At 41.2% G+C, this 18,709-nt stretch carries 14 protein-coding genes; 6 read left to right on the forward strand and 8 right to left on the reverse strand.

The features are described 5' to 3' along the window. Nucleotides 1–237 precede the first annotated feature (237 nt). On the forward strand, nucleotides 238–915 hold the full coding sequence (locus HWQ44_RS10690) for an SDR family oxidoreductase (protein WP_292718305.1): 678 nt from the start codon (nucleotides 238–240) through the stop codon (nucleotides 913–915). Between the two features lies 1 nt (nucleotide 916). Here HWQ44_RS10690 and HWQ44_RS10695 read toward each other — a convergent pair whose 3' ends face one another. The 5 genes from HWQ44_RS10695 to modA form a co-directional block, all read right to left on the reverse strand. After that, the gene (locus HWQ44_RS10695) at nucleotides 917–1,969 is read right to left on the reverse strand and encodes an aromatic ring-hydroxylating dioxygenase subunit alpha (RefSeq protein ID WP_292718307.1); all 1,053 of its coding nucleotides are present in this window, start codon (nucleotides 1,967–1,969) and stop codon (nucleotides 917–919) included. Between the two features lie 284 nt (nucleotides 1,970–2,253). Continuing rightward, the gene (locus HWQ44_RS10700) at nucleotides 2,254–2,691 is read right to left on the reverse strand and encodes a secondary thiamine-phosphate synthase enzyme YjbQ (protein WP_292718309.1); all 438 of its coding nucleotides are present in this window, start codon (nucleotides 2,689–2,691) and stop codon (nucleotides 2,254–2,256) included. A gap of 86 nt (nucleotides 2,692–2,777) precedes the next feature. After that, on the reverse strand, nucleotides 2,778–3,947 hold the full coding sequence (locus tag HWQ44_RS10705; protein ID WP_292718311.1) for a pyridoxal phosphate-dependent aminotransferase: 1,170 nt from the start codon (nucleotides 3,945–3,947) through the stop codon (nucleotides 2,778–2,780). A 228-nt stretch (nucleotides 3,948–4,175) separates the two neighbouring features. Next, the gene (locus HWQ44_RS10710) at nucleotides 4,176–4,337 is read right to left on the reverse strand and encodes a hypothetical protein (protein WP_292718313.1); all 162 of its coding nucleotides are present in this window, start codon (nucleotides 4,335–4,337) and stop codon (nucleotides 4,176–4,178) included. A 130-nt stretch (nucleotides 4,338–4,467) separates the two neighbouring features. Then, complete coding sequence (gene modA, locus HWQ44_RS10715; RefSeq protein WP_292718315.1) at nucleotides 4,468–5,262, reverse strand: molybdate ABC transporter substrate-binding protein; 795 nt, start codon at nucleotides 5,260–5,262, stop codon at nucleotides 4,468–4,470. A gap of 94 nt (nucleotides 5,263–5,356) precedes the next feature. Between modA and HWQ44_RS10720 the strand changes: the two genes are divergently transcribed. Continuing rightward, nucleotides 5,357–5,800 (forward strand): molybdopterin-binding protein, encoded by a 444-nt coding sequence (locus HWQ44_RS10720; RefSeq protein ID WP_292718318.1) that lies wholly within the window; start codon nucleotides 5,357–5,359, stop codon nucleotides 5,798–5,800. Nucleotides 5,801–5,972: 172 nt separating this feature from the next. Here the strand turns inward: HWQ44_RS10720 and HWQ44_RS10725 are convergent, their stop codons facing one another. Continuing rightward, nucleotides 5,973–6,941 carry a TauD/TfdA family dioxygenase gene (locus HWQ44_RS10725; RefSeq protein WP_292718320.1) on the reverse strand — a complete coding sequence of 323 codons (969 nt, stop codon included), beginning with the start codon at nucleotides 6,939–6,941 and terminating at the stop codon, nucleotides 5,973–5,975. A gap of 183 nt (nucleotides 6,942–7,124) precedes the next feature. Beyond that, entirely contained in the window at nucleotides 7,125–7,802 is a 678-nt protein-coding gene (locus HWQ44_RS10730; protein ID WP_292718322.1) for a bifunctional 2-polyprenyl-6-hydroxyphenol methylase/3-demethylubiquinol 3-O-methyltransferase UbiG, read from the reverse strand. A 1,131-nt stretch (nucleotides 7,803–8,933) separates the two neighbouring features. On the opposite strand from HWQ44_RS10730, the gene HWQ44_RS10735 reads away from it, so the two are divergent. The 4 genes from HWQ44_RS10735 to HWQ44_RS10750 all read left to right on the forward strand — a co-directional run bounded on the left by HWQ44_RS10735 (nucleotide 8,934) and on the right by HWQ44_RS10750 (nucleotide 18,256). After that, nucleotides 8,934–10,538, forward strand: coding sequence for a glycosyltransferase family 39 protein (locus HWQ44_RS10735; protein ID WP_292718323.1), 1,605 nt, complete (start codon nucleotides 8,934–8,936; stop codon nucleotides 10,536–10,538). Between the two features lie 188 nt (nucleotides 10,539–10,726). After that, nucleotides 10,727–14,743, forward strand: a complete 4,017-nt coding sequence (locus HWQ44_RS10740; protein ID WP_292718324.1) for a DUF2157 domain-containing protein — start codon at nucleotides 10,727–10,729, stop codon at nucleotides 14,741–14,743. Nucleotides 14,744–14,951: 208 nt separating this feature from the next. Further along, on the forward strand, nucleotides 14,952–16,697 hold the full coding sequence (locus HWQ44_RS10745) for an RluA family pseudouridine synthase (protein WP_292718325.1): 1,746 nt from the start codon (nucleotides 14,952–14,954) through the stop codon (nucleotides 16,695–16,697). A gap of 443 nt (nucleotides 16,698–17,140) precedes the next feature. After that, the gene (locus tag HWQ44_RS10750; RefSeq protein ID WP_292718327.1) at nucleotides 17,141–18,256 is read left to right on the forward strand and encodes a DUF4041 domain-containing protein; all 1,116 of its coding nucleotides are present in this window, start codon (nucleotides 17,141–17,143) and stop codon (nucleotides 18,254–18,256) included. Nucleotides 18,257–18,296: 40 nt separating this feature from the next. Here HWQ44_RS10750 and HWQ44_RS10755 read toward each other — a convergent pair whose 3' ends face one another. Continuing rightward, nucleotides 18,297–18,662, reverse strand: coding sequence for a formylglycine-generating enzyme family protein (locus HWQ44_RS10755; protein WP_292718329.1), 366 nt, complete (start codon nucleotides 18,660–18,662; stop codon nucleotides 18,297–18,299). Between the last annotated feature and the right edge of the window lie 47 nt (nucleotides 18,663–18,709).

Below are 18,709 nucleotides of genomic sequence, written 5' to 3' on the forward strand. Positions count from 1 at the left end.
TTTGCTAGATTGACACAATTGCTTATTAAAATACTTCCTACAATTGGGTTAAATATAATTACTTACTCATATTTTTGTAATTATAGTTACCCCGATATTTCAGACCACTAGATTTTGTTTGTTGTTTATCAAAACTTATGTTCGTCACCAACCAGAAGCGTCTCAGTTATTCAAGCAACTATTAAGTGCTGCCAATCCTCTGATAAAATCCTTTGAGCGTAAGTAGTTAAGTTTATTATGACAAGTGCATCTTATATTTTTCTGGCTGGGGCAAGTCGCGGTGTTGGTCGAGAAATTGCTCAATATCTGACAGCGCAACAGCTAAAGGTCAAAGCACTCCTGAGAACCGCAGCAGTTGCTGCTGAACTAGAAGGAATCGGTATTGAGGTAGTTCTGGGAGATGCCTTAAATGTTGGCGATGTAGAACATGCCATCCAGACAGATGAACCTATTCACACCGTTATTAGTACAATTGGCGGTTTACCATCAGATGTAGAAAGACCGGATTACCCTGGTAATAGAAATCTGATCGATGCAGCAGTTAAAGCTGGTGTGCAAAAGTTTATTCTTGTATCTTCCATTGGTGCTGGCAATAGTGTTGTTGCTGCGTCACCCCAAGTTTTAGCAGTACTGGGAAAAGTTTTAGCTGAGAAAGACAAAGCTGAACAACACTTAATTGCCAGTGGACTTACCTATACAATCATCCGTCCTGGTGGACTCAAGTCAGAACCAGCAACGGGTAATGGCGTTTTGACTGAAGATCCGCACATTATTGGTAGCATCAATCGTGCAGATGTCGCGCAGTTAGTTGGTCGCAGTTTAAATAGCGATCGCGCCAATAATAAAATCTTGTCAGCCGTAGACCGAAATATGCTGTTTGGACAAAGAGAATTTGCCGAATTTACTTTGGAGTAATTTAAGCCCGCCAGCGGAGTATTTGACCCTTGACAGGATTCACAAATTCTCGTCTTTCAGCGACAGATCGAGCATACTCCCGCTTCAACTGGTAATACCACTGTGCCTGCATATCTGAGTCTTTAATCAGCCGCAGCACAGGATTATATTTCAAACCAATCTGTTGTTTTTCTACAACCGTTCGGTCTTGGCCAATGAAAGTCCGCGCCAGCACATGTAACAGTGGCTTAACAAATCCCACCCAAGGAAGTGTCCAGTAAAGAGCAAAAGTTACCTCAGTTTCTGTGTCTGAAATCGGTGTAACTGCTGTCAAATTAACGACTCGATGATTACCAATGGTGGTTTCTTCGATTCTGACTCCAGGTAAACGAAAGGAAATCTCCGTTTCTGGCACACCACCGCCAATCAGCCAGTATAATCGACCCCCATTCGCTGGTAATCGGTGTCGTCGCATTGTAAAGCCGTAGGGCGAAGCATCAAATTGCTTTACTTCCTCGTGCAATTGCTCATTTCGCCACCACCAAGCACGATGAACGTAGGGTGAATGAGCCGGGTCCATCAGACCTACTACTGCATGATCTATAAAACAGGGGAATTTTACCACCTCTACGAACTGGTGCGATCGCTCATCAAAGCCAGGAATTACCGGAATTTCCATCTCGGAAGCCGGTTGAGGGTTATCGGGATCGGCCATATATATCCAGATATTCCCTTGGGCTTCACGAACACTATATGACTGCACATCAAAGCGACTCAAATCTATTTGCTGCTCCTCGACAAGAGAAGGTATGGCAGTACAGCGCCCAGCGGAGTTAAAGCGCCAACCGTGGTAACAGCATTCAACTTCCTGCCCATTGAACCTACCACAACTCAAGGGGACACCACGATGGGGACAAATGTCTGTCATCGCAGACACTTTGCCATCCTGATCGCGAACTAACAGCACCGGTTCTCCTAAGAAAATGCGGCTGATCATCATACCTGGCTTGATTTGATTGCTAGGCAAAGCATAGTACCAGGTATTACGTAATACAAAATTATCGTTATTTTTCATCACTAATACCAAATTGAGATAGATAGTATGTTGGACATTACTGGAACAGACTTTTGGTAAAGATGTTTAATCTAAAATCCAAAATCTAAAATCCAAAATTGGTATAACTGCGTCTACCTTTAACACAACGAAAGTTCTGGTTTGGGGAAAAGAAAGTTATGCTGGAAAACATTATTTCAGGTTTTTAATTGCTGGAGGTAAAATCAACTGATACATTTTTTGGTCATGTTCGTAATTCTCTCAGATTTAAGTTTTTCTAGGAGGCTCGCAGGTGTGAAGTTGGATTATTCACCAGATATTTGTACAAATACCGTTCTTTTACGTGGGCCATCCAACTCAAAAAACAACACAGATTGCCAGGTTCCCAAAGCTAATTTACCATCCACAATGGGAATTATCTCACTAGTGGTCAGCATCATTGCCATTAAATGAGAGTGAGCATTAATCGGCTCATCTTCCGGGACATCTCTTAAATGCAAATCATTATGCAAATAGCTGTCTGATTCCGGTGCTAGTTTTTGCAAGAATACTTTTATATCTTCTAATAATCTGACTTCATTTTCGTTGATAGCTAACGCTGTTGTCGTGTGTCGAGAAAATACTAAAACTTGTCCATTTTTAATTGATGTTGAGGCAATAAAATCTTGAATTTGTAGGGTGATATTATGAATATTAATTTTTGGTTCAGTTTCAATTTCAATTAACTTATTAATAATTGGCATCTCTTGAATTTTATCTTTGGGATTGCAGATTAGGTATGCTAATACAGCTTAACGCCTTCTGGAAGGAGACAGGAATTGGATGACTCCTAACTCCTGACTATAGTTTCCAAACCTTGCACTAATCTCTCTATACCTTCTTTTGCCGTCTCTTTTTGCAGTGCCCCATAGGCAACGCGTAGATAGCAGCCATCATCCATACCAAAGGTTGTACCTGGAATAACTGCTACTTTATGTTCCTGGATCAGTCTTTTGACTAACTCAAAAGCATCCATCTGGGTATGAACTTTGAGGAAAAAATAGAAAGCGCCATTGGCAGGGATAATGCTACATAAGCCTTGTAGGCGGTTAAGGGAGTCTAATACTAGTTGGCGGACTTGAGCAATAGCTCCTATATGACTCTTCAAATACTCCTCTTTCGCCTGCAATGCCCCTAAAGCTGCATATTGAGAAATGACTGGCGGACAAATCAAAATTGTATCCTGGACTTTTTTAACCGCGATAAGCAAGTGTTTGGGAATCACCATGTAGCCAATGCGCCAACTAGCAAAACCGTATGCTTTGGAAAGGCTATAGAGAGAAATGGTGTACTCGCTACTATTACTAAATGCGGCAGGGGAAATGTGTTTTACCCCGTTATAGGTAAAATATTCATAGGCTTCATCGCTGATGTGGTAAATATTGCGATCGCCACAAATTTGATTTACTTGGCGCAATGCTGCTTCTGAATACACGACTCCAGTCGGATTATTTGGTGAAATTGTCACCACAGCCCGGGTTTTGGGAGTAATTGCTTGAGCGATCGCTTCTTGGCGCAGTTGGTAATTTTCATCTGTCGCCACTAATACTGGACGACAACCAGCCATTGCGATCGCCATTTCATGGTTGAAATAGTAGGGTGTATTCAGAATAATTTCGTCGCCTGGGTTAGTGATAGCAAGAATGGCATTCATAAATCCCATATTGCTCCCTGCTGTCACGATGATGCAGTTTTCCTCGTTGATTTCAATACCATTGAAAGCTTGCAATTTTCCTGCAAGTGCTGTCAGTAACTGGGGAATTCCCTCAACTGATTTGTATAAATTATTGGTTGGTTCGTCCAGGAATTTGGGTAAAAATTCTATGGCTTCCGGTGGTGGGTTGTAAGAAACAACACCTTGTCCGAGAGAGATTGTTCCAGGAGAATTTTTAATCAGTTCCCCAACCACAGGAATAATCGGTGACTGTACCGCGTGTATACGAGAGGTTAGGGATTCCATGTTTCGATGCCTATAGACCTGGCTTTAATCTTTGTAAGTAGAAGTCACTGCTGCCAATGGCAGTACTGACTCCCTGTTTTATAGTAAACTCAACTATAGCAATCCTAAATCATTCATGAAAAGTTAGATCCCCGACTTCTTAAAGAAGCCGGGGATATGGACAGCGAGAATTTTCACAAATCAGATAGGATTGCTATATGTATGGTTAGAGTTTTTAGGCTGCCAAATTTAAATCGTCAATCTAAAACCCCCGAATGTCGCATCTAAAATGCTATTACCTAGAAGTTTAACTTCAATTCCTCCCATGACTGCCGTGATATCTGCTTCAGATAGTTCCCATTCTTCAACTTGATTATCAGGTTGCAAGTCAGTAATTTTGATGCTGGACATGTTTTTTCCCCGATATTTTTGAAAGTCTAGGAAAATTTTCGTCCGCTTGGCTGCCAAGCTCATCAACCAAAAGTTATAAACTTTAGTATTTACAAGCTTTTTAAACAGACATTAATCTCATTATTTTTTTTTAACGCACAATAAACCCATATTTTTTGAGTATATTTTGGGCTTGACTGTCAGATAGATACTGGACAAAATCCTTGGCAGCAGAAGTATTTTTACTGCTTTTAATTATTGCTACCGGATAGACAATCGGTGAGTGAAATTTATCATCAGCAGCGACTACGACTTTTACCTTGTTAGAAATTTTGGCATCAGTGGCATAAACTAAACCTGCTTCGGCATTACCACTTTCTACTGCTGCTAAAACTTGCCGCACATTGTTAGCAAAGACCAATTTTGACTTGACGCGATCGTAAAGTTTCAATTTCTTTAAGACTTGCTCCCCATATTGACCGGCGGGTACACTTCTGGGTTCACCGATCGCAATTTTTTTAATCTTACTATCTGTTAAATTGTAGAAGCTACTAATGCCAACAACATCCTGAGCCACAATCAACACTAGACGGTTATTTGCCAGGTTAGTACGGCTACCTGGTAACAATAATCCTTTTTCTTCTAAGGCATCCACTTGTTTTTTGCCAGCAGAAATAAAGATATCCGCTGGCGCACCTTGCTCAATCTGTTGCTGCAAAGCACCAGAAGCCCCAAAGTTATAACTAATGTTGATATTTGATTTATTTTGTTGGTACAAAGGCTTAATTTCTTCCAGCGCCTCTTTTAAGCTGGCGGCTGCGGACACGAGTATGTTGGTGTTTGACTGTGCTATCACAGGAGAAGGAGTAACCAACGGTAAACCAATTGCTAGCAGCAAGCCAGCAACTGCTACACCCAGGAAGCCAAAAATTTGTCTTCTTTTCATAAAAAATGCGTTTGAGAGGTTTCTTCCATAAAATTGATGCTAGGTAAAATAGTACCAAAGATACCAACGTTTAACCAACTATATCGGTAAAATTATGCCTAGAAAAGAACAAGGGTGGGTTACATTCCAAACCTCAGAAGAGGAGCGAAAAATTTTGGAAGAGTTTTGCGGCCAGTCTCAGCGAACCAAAACCGAGATTCTCCGAGAATTAGTCCGTGGTCTTAATCAACACTCTTCACCATCAAACTTGCTACCAACCATAAATACAGAAGAGGAAGATATCTACTCTCACAATCCTGAGATAGAAATTAGTATTCAAAAGAAACCACTAAAAGTTAGCTCTCGCAATATTCTGAAGGGTGTTGTTAAGCGAGTTATCACCGGAGCAGTTAATAGTGAGGTGACGTTGGAGATTGTTCACAAAGTTGAGTTAACTTCAATTATCACCAGAGTATCGGTAGAAGAGTTGGATTTGTCTGAGGGGAAAGAGGCTTATGCTGTTATCAAGTCCAACGATATAGTTATTGCCAGAGAATAGGCTGTGGTGATCTCTCTAAACAATTACTGAATCAAAATTTTCTCACGAATGATTCTGAATTGTTGTACAAATTTCTTGATGCTACGCAAATAAATTTATATTTCTGCTAGATACTTAAGTAGATAAAGCGGGCTGCGAAATATATCCGCAGCCCGTTTTACCACTCTGTAGTTTACGAAAGCACTGGTTCTGCTTCCAACTTCTCAGCTTTGTTCTTCAAAATGGTTGGTAATTCGCTACTGAACGCCTCACCTTCAACCACTTGCGATCGGAAACCATCGGGCCCGACTGGAACATCCCCTGTGATGGTGGTGCGATAGAGGACGCGCTCGACTTCCAGATGATCCAGATCCTGAGGGGCCAAATGCGAGGTGGCGCGGTTGTCCCAGAACGCAATGTCACCGTTGTTCCAACGGAAGCGGGTGGTGTAGGCTGGCTTGGTGATCTGGTTGAAGAACAACTCCAGCAGCAGGTCACTCTCTTGTCGTGATACGTCAAGAATGTGCGAGGTGAAGCCAGGGTTCACGTATAATGCGCGTTCACCAGTTTCAGGATGAACTCTTACTACTGGGTGGATTGAAACCAACGGATTGGCTGCGATCCGCTGGGCTATCTTGCTTTTGCTGGGCAGATTTAAACGGGCATTGAAACGATGTTCGGCTTTTAATCCATCTGCCAGCGCCCGTAGGGGTGCTGATAGACCCTCGTAGGCTGCGACTAAATTAGTCCACTGTGTGTCACCACCGAAGTTAGGGACATTAACCGCACGCAAAATAGACGCCGCAGGGGGGTTGACAACTGCTGTCACATCTGTATGCCAGCGGCTCTCGTAGCTGGAACGCCGCAGACCATTGCGCCGTTCGTAGCGGCTACGGTCAATGGGCAGGATTTCTGAGAAGCCTTCAATCGGCTCATCCTCGTGCGGATGCGCGTAAGTCACTTCGCCGAAACGAGCCGTGAACGCAACCTGTGCAGCATGATCGATGTTTTGACCGCGAAAGAACACGACTTTCCACTTCAATAATGCTTGACGAATTTCTTTGACTGCATCATCGTGCAAAGGACGCGACAAGTCTACACCGCTGATTTCGGCACCAATAAAACCAGCTACCTGTTTGACTTCAATGTGTTTGTTGCTCATGTGAATTCTCCATAGTTTGATCCATAGGGCAGTATTCGCACTCGTCCGTTTCCTTTGGTGCTTGCACTTAATAGCTACATACCAAGGAAGCGATCGCAGTTGCAAATTATCATACTATAAATCGATAGATTTGCCGTAGTATAAAATTACCATATTTTAGACTGCCTCCTGCCCCCTTCAAGTTCACTGTCGTTCAAAGATAAATATGATTGAGGCTGGTTTTTTGGTTATGGGGTGACATGGCTCCAGTAACTTTAATAATTGGTAATTCCTGAGATGGAACTCAGCAATCCATGATTCAACTGTTCTGAAGTACCAGGGCGCAGGATGAAATGACTCATCTGCAACTCCTGTCCAGGAAGTTTCGCGCCACCCACTCTCATATGGAGAATCACCACAAACAAGATGAGGATGAAGTGTTTGAATAATTATTTTGCCCTTAGACTCCAGCAGGCTTTGACCCGCCTGGGCGATCTCGCCCAGAGCATGTTCCCCAAGAATGGAAAAGTTGCAGATGAAGCAGGAAAACTGGTTAATATTACCAAATCTCTGTGACAGAAGATCCGAGTATGAAGATACAACAAAGCGGACATCGCCCATGCACCGGGCTGATTCGATCAGACTGGTAATAGCATCAACTCCCCAGCCATTAAACCCGCGATCCCAGAGTTCACGACACAACCACCCTTCACCACACCCGATATCCAAAAATGTTCTCGGTTCAAGTTCAACTACAGCTTCTATAATCGCTCTGTCTGTGACCAGAACACGGCTTTCAAGAAGCTTGTCACGAACTATACGTGTCCACGGTTTGGCATTTACTACCCATGAATAGAGAATTTGTTGTTCGTTTTTGTCCATAAGTCAATTGCTACGTCAACAAAGAAGGCTGGGGGAGCAGGGAAGGTTGGGGAGCTTTCTTGAACAAACCCCATAACTGAAGTTAGAGGCTTCAAATAAGGACGGCTTTTCCAAAGCACTACGGATCTCGGAAAATATTTTTTCTTTTTCATAAATAAATTTACTTGCTCTAGACCTCTTTTGAGCCATAGAGGTATTTCCTCCCACTGCTTCTCTTCTTCCCCTGCCTAATAACTACTCTCTTCGGTAATTACATAGGTAGAAAACAAGCACTAGATTATTTTCGCTGTGAGTGCATTTTTGTTGAAAGTTGCGATGATTCCACAAGTAGCGTCTTTGTGATGCTCACTACTCGCGGCCATATTTATAGTATTTTCATATAAACTTTATAAAATCTTTTTATTTTTCACACAAGTATTTCATCTTTTGATTAATTTATACTATAGACAATTGGATTTATTATGGTATCGTTTTACAAAAAGCTACAAAATCCTTGAAACTCATTCTGTAGACATAGAATATTTTTACTTCAAACATTTATAGACAATTTAATATTGGTTAACTGTTAAACTTGGGGGAAATATTCAGATACTTACTTGCTATTTACTACCTGTTATGTTAAACATAAATGGTTAGGAAAATGACAATAATAAAAAAATATTTTCAGATTGTAGTATTGATTTTATGACTGAAGGTTATTCGTTAAAATTCAAGTAATTACCCAAATTTAATTTAGGATTCATCAACATACTAGTAATTAATAAAACTTCCTGTATGCAGATAGATTATTAGTTAGATAAGCCATAGTTTTTGTTTATATGGACACCCAGAGACATTTGGTTATTTTTTTACTTGCGAACAGGCGATTAAAAATTTATTAATTGCCTCTTAAAAATGTGGATATCAAGTTTTTTAATTTAGCGATCACAGCTTCCACAGTGGGGAAAAATAATTTGTAATTTCTGAGTTTATCTCAAACTGAATCTGGTGAGGTATCAGTATGAAAATGAAATAGTTTTAGCATACTTCAATCAGTCTGAAAGTAGCATTGAAACTCAAGTTTATCTTAAAAATCGAATCTGGCGATCAACAATAATCAACTTTACCACCTTTTATTAAGGCTTTGAGAAAATGGTAACCTACGTTAAAAAGCAATTGCCACCTAACTGGATTATTTCTAAATCTTGGTTACGTTTTTTAATCATCACCCTATTAGTAATGGGTGTACTTTTTCGGGTTGTTAATATTGACAAAAAACTTTATTGGGGTGATGAGGTTTTCTCATCACTACGCATGTCTGGCTATACGCAGTTAGAAATGAAGGAGCAGTTAAATAATGGTCGTTTGCTCACTATAGAAGATTTGCAAAAATACCAGTATCCTAATTCTGAAAAAACCGCAATTGATACAATCAACGGGATTCTTTTAGAAGACTCACAGATTTTGCCGCTATACATTTTATTAACCCGATTTTGGGTAGAATTGTTTGGCAATTCTATAACAGTAATCAGAAGTTTATCGGTATTTCTTAGTCTGCTCTCGTTGCCTTGTTTTTATTGGCTATGTCTAGAATTATTTGAGTCTTCACTAGTTGGGTGGATAGCCGTCGGGTTGGTGGCCGTTTCACCTATTCATATTGTATATTCACAAGAAGCACGATCGTACAGTTTAGGGATACTAGCCATCTTAATATCGAGCATAGCACTGCTACGAGCCATGCGCCTTAAAACAAAGGTTAGTTGGTGTATTTATGCAGCAACATTACCATTAGGATTTTATGCTCATCTATTTTTTAGCTTGGTTATTTTTGCACAGGGAATTTATGTAGTTGTAATCGAACGTTTCCGATTGAGCAAAACATTGATTTCTTACCTGCTATCATCCTTTGCGGGGTTTATAACTTTTGTCCCTTGGATTTGGATTATTATTACCCACCCTCAGGTAGAAGCAGTAGCTTGGACGAATGCTAAACAAACCTTATTTGCATCAGCCGCAAGGTGGGCTGGGATCTTTAGTCGTACCTTTATTGATTTAGGGATTAGCCCTAGCGATCCTGGAAAACTTAAGATTATCTTGATTCCTTTTATTTTAATTATTTTAGCTCTAATAAGCTACTCAATTTATGTTCTCTGTCGAAGAACCTCTAAAGAAGTTTGGTTATTTGTCGTAAGTTTGATTGCAGCTGTAGGGCTTCCCCTACTGATAACGGATTTCGTCTTTCACAAGCGATATGCTACTAGTCGATATACACTTCCTTCAGTTTTAGGTATACAGTTAGCTGTTGCTTATCTATTTTCCACTAAGATCGCGCCTATTTCTACTAAAGCTTGGCAAAAAACACTCTGGTCACTTGTAATGTTTATAGTAATTATGAGTGAAGTTATATCTTGTACGATCCACTCTCAAGCCGATATTTGGTGGAATCAATTCCCTGAAAAATACCAAGAATATCATAGAATTGCTAACATTATTAATCAAAGCAATAAACCACTTTTAATTAGTGATGATAATAACTTACTTCCGCCAATACAAATACTTGGTCACTTAGTTGATCCAAAAGTGCGATTTCAAATTGTAGAAAAAAATCAGTTACCAAAGATTACGAATGGCTTTAGTGACATATTTTTGTTCTTGTTCGAGCCATCTGACTTCTTAAAAGCTGGAGTTGAAAAAGTTTATAACTCAAAGTTACAGCAGGTAAACGCCTTTCTCTGGAAAATAACAAAACCGAATTAAACCAAGGATATGGGCACATCCAGCCCTTGAGAGACTACAAAGTGCAACCTAAGAACAGACAGTTGGCATTTGAATATCGCTCGGAGGTTAAAAATTAATATCAATTAGCCGAATAAGTGGCACAATTAGAGCCAAAATATACTTTAATTAAAATCAAAATTAAGTATATAGTTATACTGCTGCCGCTTATGTCATCGCCCCTTGAGCGCCCGCTAAAAATTGAAATCAGACTGCCATCCTCTCATCCTCAGTTATTAGAAGGATTAGAGATATGGTTGCGCTTAGGTTTGATATCCGATACCCAAGTCAGGCAGCTATGCCAAGAGTTTCTGGTGTGTACGGTGGTGTTGGAACCCCAGGCTGAAGCAAAAACAAAGGTAGTATTTGCAACTTTCGACCCCGTACAGCAGTTGTCCACAGCAGCTTTACAATCTAGTAGCCGTAGACAACCGCAACAAAAAGCAGCTAAACCCAACTTTGTTAGCACAATGTTGCAATCATTGGGGGCAGAACTGAGTGTCCGTTGGCTGCTTTTTCTAGGGGTATTTTTGGTAGTGGTATCCTCTGGGGTACTGGCTGCCAGTCAGTGGGAGAGGTTTCCCGCTTCTGGACAGTATGGAGTTTTATTTGCTTATACTTTGAGTTTTTGGGGGTTAAGCTTTTGGGCGACTAGGCAAAATAACCTCAGATTGACGGCTCAGACATTGCTGATTGTCACCCTTTTGTTAGTGCCAGTGAACTTTTGGGCAATGGATAGCTTTCTGTTGTGGCAAAATCCTGTGGATTTGATTGTAGTTGCGATCGCCTGGCCTACCCTCACTGCTATAACTGTTTTACTCTCCAAAAATCGGACTATTTTTGCCAATTTATATACTGGCAAATTACCTCTAGCAAATATTCTGGGGCTGAGTTATCTGCATTGGGGTTGGCAATTCTCAAGATTTCCCTTGATTGCCGTTTATGTGGCAATGATCGGCACAACTATTATTACCGTTTATCACAATCTTTACCAACAGCCTCATATTGTCAGCAAGGAAGATGGAAGCGATGTCTACGACGGGCTACGCCTACGCCGCAGGCTAAGTATTAGTTTACCTGCTGCCGTAATTATTTATGCTTTGATAGTGCTACTAGTGCGGGCAATTTTTGTTACTAGGGTAGATGTCACGCAGTTGGGGTTAGCTATTGGCATTTGCGGCTGGTTGGTGACTTGGTTAGCACAGCAGGGAGGGGAGAGGGCAGGGGGCAGGGGGCAGGGAGCAGGGGGCAGGGAGCAGGGGGCAGGGGAGGCAGGGGAGGCAGGGGAGGCAGGGGAGGCAGGGGAAGTAACATTAATATCTTCCTCATTTCTTTTACTCTGGGAAAGACTCGGTGGCATTTTACTATTGCTGGGTTGGCTGGTTTCAGTAGTTAATTATCCTTGGCAAGCGATCGCTGTGAGTGGTTTGGGTTTGTGGTTTGTGGGAAGTCGCTTGTGGCGGTACAGTTTCAAGGTAGACTTGGCAGCGATTTTTGTTGTTGGCTTACAGACGATTTGGCTCTTTTGGCGATTAGTACCTGATAACTTACAAAAATTAGCGATCGCAATAGGCACTCAACTTACCAATTCTCAAAATGAACCTTGGGCGTTGCTGAGTGTAGCTTTATTTCCCTACGTAATTTTGATGGTGGCACTTACAGATAGCCTCTATCGCCAGCAAAAGCGAGAATTGGCCAAATTTGGCGAACTCCTCACCCTCTTATTTGGAACTTTTTTAACAACGATCGCTTTAGTAAATCCCACATTGCGATCGCTAAATCTGCTATTTTCCACCACCACTCTCGCCATCGTCACCAAACGCCACTCCATTGATTCCTCCCTTTCTCTTCCCCTGGTATATCTAACTCACATCATGGGGGTGCTGACATTTTGCTCTACCATTAATTGGCTGTTAGCAAATCTGACTCAACAAGCCTGGGCAAGTATTTTATTAGCTCTGATGGTTGCAGAATGGGGATTTAGCCTAGAGGAAGGTTTATGGCGACGTAGTGCATGGGACATTGGTTTAGGACTAGCAGCCGCTAGTTTTTTCCTATTGTGGATGAATGCAGAATCATCTTGGTATGGCATCGCTGATAGCCAAGCTCATTGGGGAGCCATTTGGCTAGTTACGCCTTTAGCTCTCACAGGTGTTGCCAATTGCACAATTATAGAACGTCAGATTCCTAGCCGTTACTTGAGTGTCTTGGCTGTGGGAGTTGCCCAGCTACTTACTTTACAGCTACCAGGAACCAGATTAATTGGTTTGGCTGTGGGTGCAGGATTGATGTTTGCAAATACGCGCTATTTGCGAAACCGAACATCAGCGCTAATTACAGAAGGATTTGCTCTGAGTTTCATTGGGGCGCTGCTATGGACAGGTGTGCCTGGTTTCCCTCGCCTCACGCTAGCAGGTTGGTTTGTTGTCGGAGCGATCGCAACCCTCAGTCTATGGTTAGCACGGACTGTTTTGAGCCGACGGGGTAACGAATTAGGGGTTATATATGCAGCCGCCAGCGATCGATGGGCGATCGCCTTATGTGGTTTTGAGTTGTTGGGTTTGACACTGCACTCAGTGCTGATTTATCGAGGGTTTACGACTTCGGGATTTTTGTACTTAATTGCCACTGCGATCGCTTTGGCAGCCATTGTTTATCGCAGTTGGCGCGAACCGACAAATTGGGCATTTTATGGCATTGGTTGGTGTTTGGAATTATTGATTGCCCAGGTGCTAGGGTTGGGCAATAGCTCAATTATTAAAATAGCGATCGCAAATATCGCCTTGGGTTTAATTGCTCAACTTGTCGGAGAATGGTGGCGGCGAAGACATCAATTAGAAAGGCTTCCTAGCAGCCTTCATATTCTGCCATTAATTTATGGTGCATTCAGTGTATTACTGCGTTTGGACACCTTTACCGAGTGGACAGGTTTGTGTTCCTTGGGTGTAGCTTTAATTATCATTGGCGTGGGGCGACGGCGCGAAAACTTTAAACCCCTGCTGTACTTAGGAATCATTGGCGGATCAATTTCTGCTTATGAACTTTTGTTCTATCAAATGTTACAAACTTCAGGAGGAGCATTAGGTGATGGATTGATTGCCATGTCTGCCCTTGGTGCCAGTATCATGTATGCTTACCGCATTTTGTCGCCAAGGCTAGTCAGCTACTTACGCTTAACGCCTCAAGAATTGAAAGGAATTGCCCATATTCATTGGGTTTGGAGTAGCTGCTTATTAATGGCTGCTATTCCTCTTCCCATTGCAGTGAACCGTTTAGTGGGATTGGCAACTGGGGTATTTTTGATTCGTTATGCCATCTTTCAGGGACGAAATTCGCCCACTTCCCCCCGCATCTTCAAAGGAATCACAATAGCCGAGATGTGGGTTTACCTTGGCTTATTAGAGGTAGCCGGGATGAGGGTTTATTGGCGGGAGACAGCAGTAGGAAAATTTTGGGCTGGGCCATTAATTCCTTGGAATGGTGCGATCGCTTGTGTGGTAGCCTATTTTCTCTACATTCTGCCTTGGGAAAGTTGGGGTTGGTCAAAAAGACCTTGGCAACAAGCCGCTTACATCATACCACTGATAATTTTATGGGAAACCAGACTGCAAACTTACCCCATTACCTTGCTACTCGCAGCTGGATTCTACATCTTCCTAGCAAAAGTGGGTGAAAACATCCGTTTTACCTATGTCAGTGTAGCATTGATTGATTGGGCACTTTACCGTTGGTTTTATGACTTACGCCTAACTGATGCTTTGTGGTATATAACACCAATTGGGTTATCACTACTTTATGTTGCTCAAGTAGATAGCCAACTGAGGCTACCAGAGTACAAAGTAGCACGCCATATTCTGAGAGTGCTAGGTAGTGGTTTAATTTGTGGGTGGGCAATTTTATTTGAGCAAGATACAGCCTGGATACCTGGAATTTTCAGCCTCATCGCCATTTTTGCCGGATTAGCTTTGCGAGTGCGAGCTTTTCTTTACATTGGTACAGGTACTTTTTTAATTACTACTATCTATCAATCGGTAATTTTCAGTTTGCAGTACTCTTTTTTAAAATGGATTGTTGGCTTGCTAGTTGGCATCCTACTAATTTATATCGCCGCCAACTTTGAAACCCGTCGCGCTCAAATAACTTCCTTAATTCGTAACGCTATTGATGAATTTCAATCATGGGAATAGGGGTAGTTTAGGAGGCTGTAGCTAGACTTGAATTTTTAGCTGGGTTGGCGTACCCGCCTCAATATAAGTGATCGCACTTACTACTGTGTCAAGCTAGTTTTGAGGGTTTGTAGTCAGCACTTTAGTCTTTAGAACATAAGCACTTTAGTGCTGACTACGAACTTGCTAGTATGGGCTAGAATCAGCTAGATTTGCAATCATACTCTGTATGGTAGTTCTGCACCCACTTTCAGATTTCATCGACTGCGATTTTCCGATCAGCGACTCATCTTGTAGTTATTGGTACGAAGGGCGTTGTCTCCAAAATGGAAATCGCCTGAAATTACCCCGTACTTCAATGTCCGAAGCGATCGCCAACGGACTAATGCAACAATTTGCTAACAATGACTGTTATTCTCGTGAAGGCAAGATGTATGGAATACTATTAGTTGAACTGCCTAATGGCGAACAACGAGTACTCAAAGCCTTTTCTGGTCTTTTGAATGGTTGCAGTGTCGTTGAGGGCTGGGTACCACCAATTCCCGGAAGAGACGAAGTTGCTTTCGAGGAAGCCCGCACTTTAGCTGAGTTGGAGGCGATTAAGCAGGAAATTATTACCTTGAAGCAACTAACCGAACGCCAGCAGTACCAAACCCTGTTTGAGCAGTTTGAGCAACAGTTGCAAGCAATGAGCAATCGCCATCGCCATTGCAAACATCAACGACAGGAAAAACGTCAGCAAATCTGTAATACACTGACTCCAGAAGCACTGAGTATTGCCCTTGAACAACTCGACGAAGAGAGTCGTCAACAGGGAATTGAGCGGCGACAACTTAAACGCCAGCAAAATGAGGTATTACAGCCCCTCCAACAGTTAATTGCAGCCACGGATGCGCGAATTAGCGAACTGAAACAACAGCGTAAAGCACTGTCTTGTCAATTACAAGCTCAGATGCACGCTAGCTACAGCCTGACCAATTTCTCCGGGCGATCGCAATCGTTACAGGAATTGATGCCAGGAGGTTTGCCCACTGGTACAGGAGATTGTTGTGCCCCCAAGCTGCTTCATTATGCGGCAACACATAATCTCAAACCACTGGCAATGGCAGAATTTTGGTGGGGTGCGTCTTCCGTAAATCAAGACAAAATCCAGGGAGAATTTTATGGCGCATGTGCGGAGCGATGTCAGCCATTGATGGGGTTTTTGCTCTCAGGGTTAAGACCTATTTCGATCTCTAATAGGGATTTTCACACAACGACCCCACTCTTGCTAAGTACATTAGCACATTTGCGTAGTTCCAATGAAAAATGTTGTAATTTCCCAGCCTTCTCCCCTATCAAGGAAGAGATCCCCATTCTTTATGAAGATGAATGGCTGATTGCTGTAAACAAACCAGCTGGATTACTTTCGGTACCTGGTCGTTATCGCGATCGCCAAGATAGTGTTTTGAGTCGCTTCCGTCATCTGTTACCGGATGGCATGACGCTTATATCTGTGCATCGCCTAGATCAGGAAACTTCTGGGATTTTGTTGTTGGCACGCGATCGCCAAACCCATCGGCAACTCAGCCAGCAGTTTCAGCAACGCCAGGTTCACAAAGTTTACGAAGCCATACTTTCGGGTGCTGTGACAGTTGAGCAAGGTAAAATTGACTTGCCACTGTGGGGAGATCCGGAAAATCGCCCTGAGCAAAAAGTTGATTGGCTGCACGGCAAACCCAGCTTGACACACTTCCAGGTAATGGCGAGAGCAGGAGACTACACCCGCGTAGAGTTTACACCACTAACAGGACGCACTCATCAGTTGAGAGTTCATGCAGCTGATGCGCGAGGACTTGGGGTAACTATTTTAGGCGATCGCCTTTATGGATGCCGTGCAGTTACCAGTCGGTTACATCTGCACGCCAGAGAACTTCGCTTCGAGCATCCGCAGTTAAATGAAACTGTTCATCTACATGTAAAGACACCGTTTTGAGAATCTTACACAAACAGTATGATCACTTTATTAATTCGGATTATGCAAGTGCTTTATCAGGTTTTCTTTAATCAAAATTTATACTTTTAATAGTGTAATTACCAATTATTTATAATTTTATAGTATCTTACCTTACTTTATCAAGTATTATATAAGCTAAGTAAATAGGTAAAAACTTACCACATAAGATGCAAGATTCCATGCTGTCAGCAGCCCTCATACTAATAATCTTGGGACTATTTGGTGCATTGATACAAGTTAACCTTGAATTGACTCCACTTAAACAGCGTCTACGTAAGTATGACACACTAACTTCTAAGGAGGAGTTTGAACAACAGTTAGATTCAAATATTCATTTAAAACGAAATGAGCTTGCTGATCTTGAAAGGCAACAGTAATTATTAAATACTCAAATTAAAAGCCTTGAGCATAAATCGAGAAAAGTGGATGCAAAACTTTATCTTCAATCCCAAGATGCCTACGAGCCACAATACGATTTTATAACTTCTGAAGACTACGTGATTCAATTGAAAAATATCAAATCACAACAAGAAGAAATGCGAAAAAAGAAACGAGCATTTATTTGCAATAAAGAAGTAACCATAGATGGTAATAAAAAAGAAGGTGAAAAAATGATGAAAGACCTTCTTAAGCTGATAGGTATAGCCTTTGAAACTCAGTGTGATTATGCAATTAGAGATGTCAAATATAGTAATATAGATAATTTAAAAAGGAAAATAAACGGTACTTTTGAAAATATCAATATTTTATCAACAAAAACAGGTTGTAATATTTCATCTGCATATCTTGATTTGAAGTTAAAAGAATTAGACCTTAAATATGAGCTAGAACAGAAAAAGCAGGAAGAAAGAGATCAAATACAAGAACTTCAAAAGCAAAATCAAGAACGTAAAAAGATTGAGAAAGCAAGACAGATAGCTGAGGAAGCAGAAGAAAGAGAAAAAATTCATCAAAATGAGCTTGAAATATTGCAAAAGCAAAGAGAAAAAATAGAACAGTATGAAGGTGAGCAGCGAAGACAATTGGAATTTAAAATTAATAATTTAGAACAACAACTTACTAAAGATAAAAGTGATAAAGAGAAAGCTTATGCTGAATCAACAAGACTGAAACAAGGAGTTGTTTATATAATTTCAAACATAGGATCTTTGGGAACAGATATTTACAGGATATGTATGACTAAAAGTGGTGAACCAGAAAGATATATAAATAATATGAATCCTGCAACACTATTTAAATTTGATATTCATTTCAAAATACTGTCGGAAGATGCCTTAGATACATTAGAAAGATTACATCGGCGTTTTTCTGCTAAAAGAGTAAATATCGTTAATAAAAATAAAGAGTTCTTCAAAGTTTCAATAGATGAGATTGAGGAAGCAGTACAAGAAATTAGAAAAAACACAGGGATTTTGACTATTCTTGAATATGAACCAACCCCTCAAGCAGATGAGTATCATCAAACTCTATTTGCACGTAAAAAATCTCAAAATTTAACCTCCACGGATACTAACTTAGAGGAAGATAGAATAGCATAAATAACACAATAAAAAGTCCATATTTATACGTGAAACAAAGCTAAAGGGAGCAAACAATTCTAAAACCAACATGGTTGGACATCTCACTAGCAATTTTTTGTAAGCGGGAACTTGATCGGCAAAGGTACGGGTCGTTGCGCCATGATCCACCACGCATTACATGAATTTTATTATCACTACTGTCTCGCCAACTATCTCCATTATTCGGTGCATTATTATAATTTTTATGCCAATGGTCTAAACACCACTCCCAAACATTACCATGCATATCAAATAGTCCAAAAAAATTAGCAATCTGCAAACTACCCACAGGAATAGTTATTTCACGATAAATTCCTTTTCTTTCTGACCCATAAGAGTAACCACCATCATAATTAGCTAAATCAGAAGTAATAGTTGGGAGCATGTCAACTTTGTTAGAACAAAAGAACTAAACAGGCTCTAAAGCTGAAC

It is taken from the genome of Nostoc sp. JL34 (assembly GCF_017114945.1).
GTDB lineage: Bacteria > Cyanobacteriota > Cyanobacteriia > Cyanobacteriales > Nostocaceae > Nostoc.

What these genes read in the sequence shown, in the direction of transcription:
- HWQ44_RS10690 (WP_292718305.1), top strand. Translation starts at nt 238, where the DNA reads ATGACAAGTGCATCTTATATTTTTCTGGCTGGGGCAAGTCGCGGTGTT.
- HWQ44_RS10695 (WP_292718307.1), bottom strand. Translation starts at nt 1,969, where the DNA reads ATGAAAAATAACGATAATTTTGTATTACGTAATACCTGGTACTATGCT.
- HWQ44_RS10700 (WP_292718309.1), bottom strand. Translation starts at nt 2,691, where the DNA reads ATGCCAATTATTAATAAGTTAATTGAAATTGAAACTGAACCAAAAATT.
- HWQ44_RS10705 (WP_292718311.1), bottom strand. Translation starts at nt 3,947, where the DNA reads ATGGAATCCCTAACCTCTCGTATACACGCGGTACAGTCACCGATTATT.
- HWQ44_RS10710 (WP_292718313.1), bottom strand. Translation starts at nt 4,337, where the DNA reads ATGTCCAGCATCAAAATTACTGACTTGCAACCTGATAATCAAGTTGAA.
- modA (WP_292718315.1), bottom strand. Translation starts at nt 5,262, where the DNA reads ATGAAAAGAAGACAAATTTTTGGCTTCCTGGGTGTAGCAGTTGCTGGC.
- HWQ44_RS10720 (WP_292718318.1), top strand. Translation starts at nt 5,357, where the DNA reads ATGCCTAGAAAAGAACAAGGGTGGGTTACATTCCAAACCTCAGAAGAG.
- HWQ44_RS10725 (WP_292718320.1), bottom strand. Translation starts at nt 6,941, where the DNA reads ATGAGCAACAAACACATTGAAGTCAAACAGGTAGCTGGTTTTATTGGT.
- HWQ44_RS10730 (WP_292718322.1), bottom strand. Translation starts at nt 7,802, where the DNA reads ATGGACAAAAACGAACAACAAATTCTCTATTCATGGGTAGTAAATGCC.
- HWQ44_RS10735 (WP_292718323.1), top strand. Translation starts at nt 8,934, where the DNA reads ATGGTAACCTACGTTAAAAAGCAATTGCCACCTAACTGGATTATTTCT.
- HWQ44_RS10740 (WP_292718324.1), top strand. Translation starts at nt 10,727, where the DNA reads ATGTCATCGCCCCTTGAGCGCCCGCTAAAAATTGAAATCAGACTGCCA.
- HWQ44_RS10745 (WP_292718325.1), top strand. Translation starts at nt 14,952, where the DNA reads ATGGTAGTTCTGCACCCACTTTCAGATTTCATCGACTGCGATTTTCCG.
- HWQ44_RS10755 (WP_292718329.1), bottom strand. Translation starts at nt 18,662, where the DNA reads ATGCTCCCAACTATTACTTCTGATTTAGCTAATTATGATGGTGGTTAC.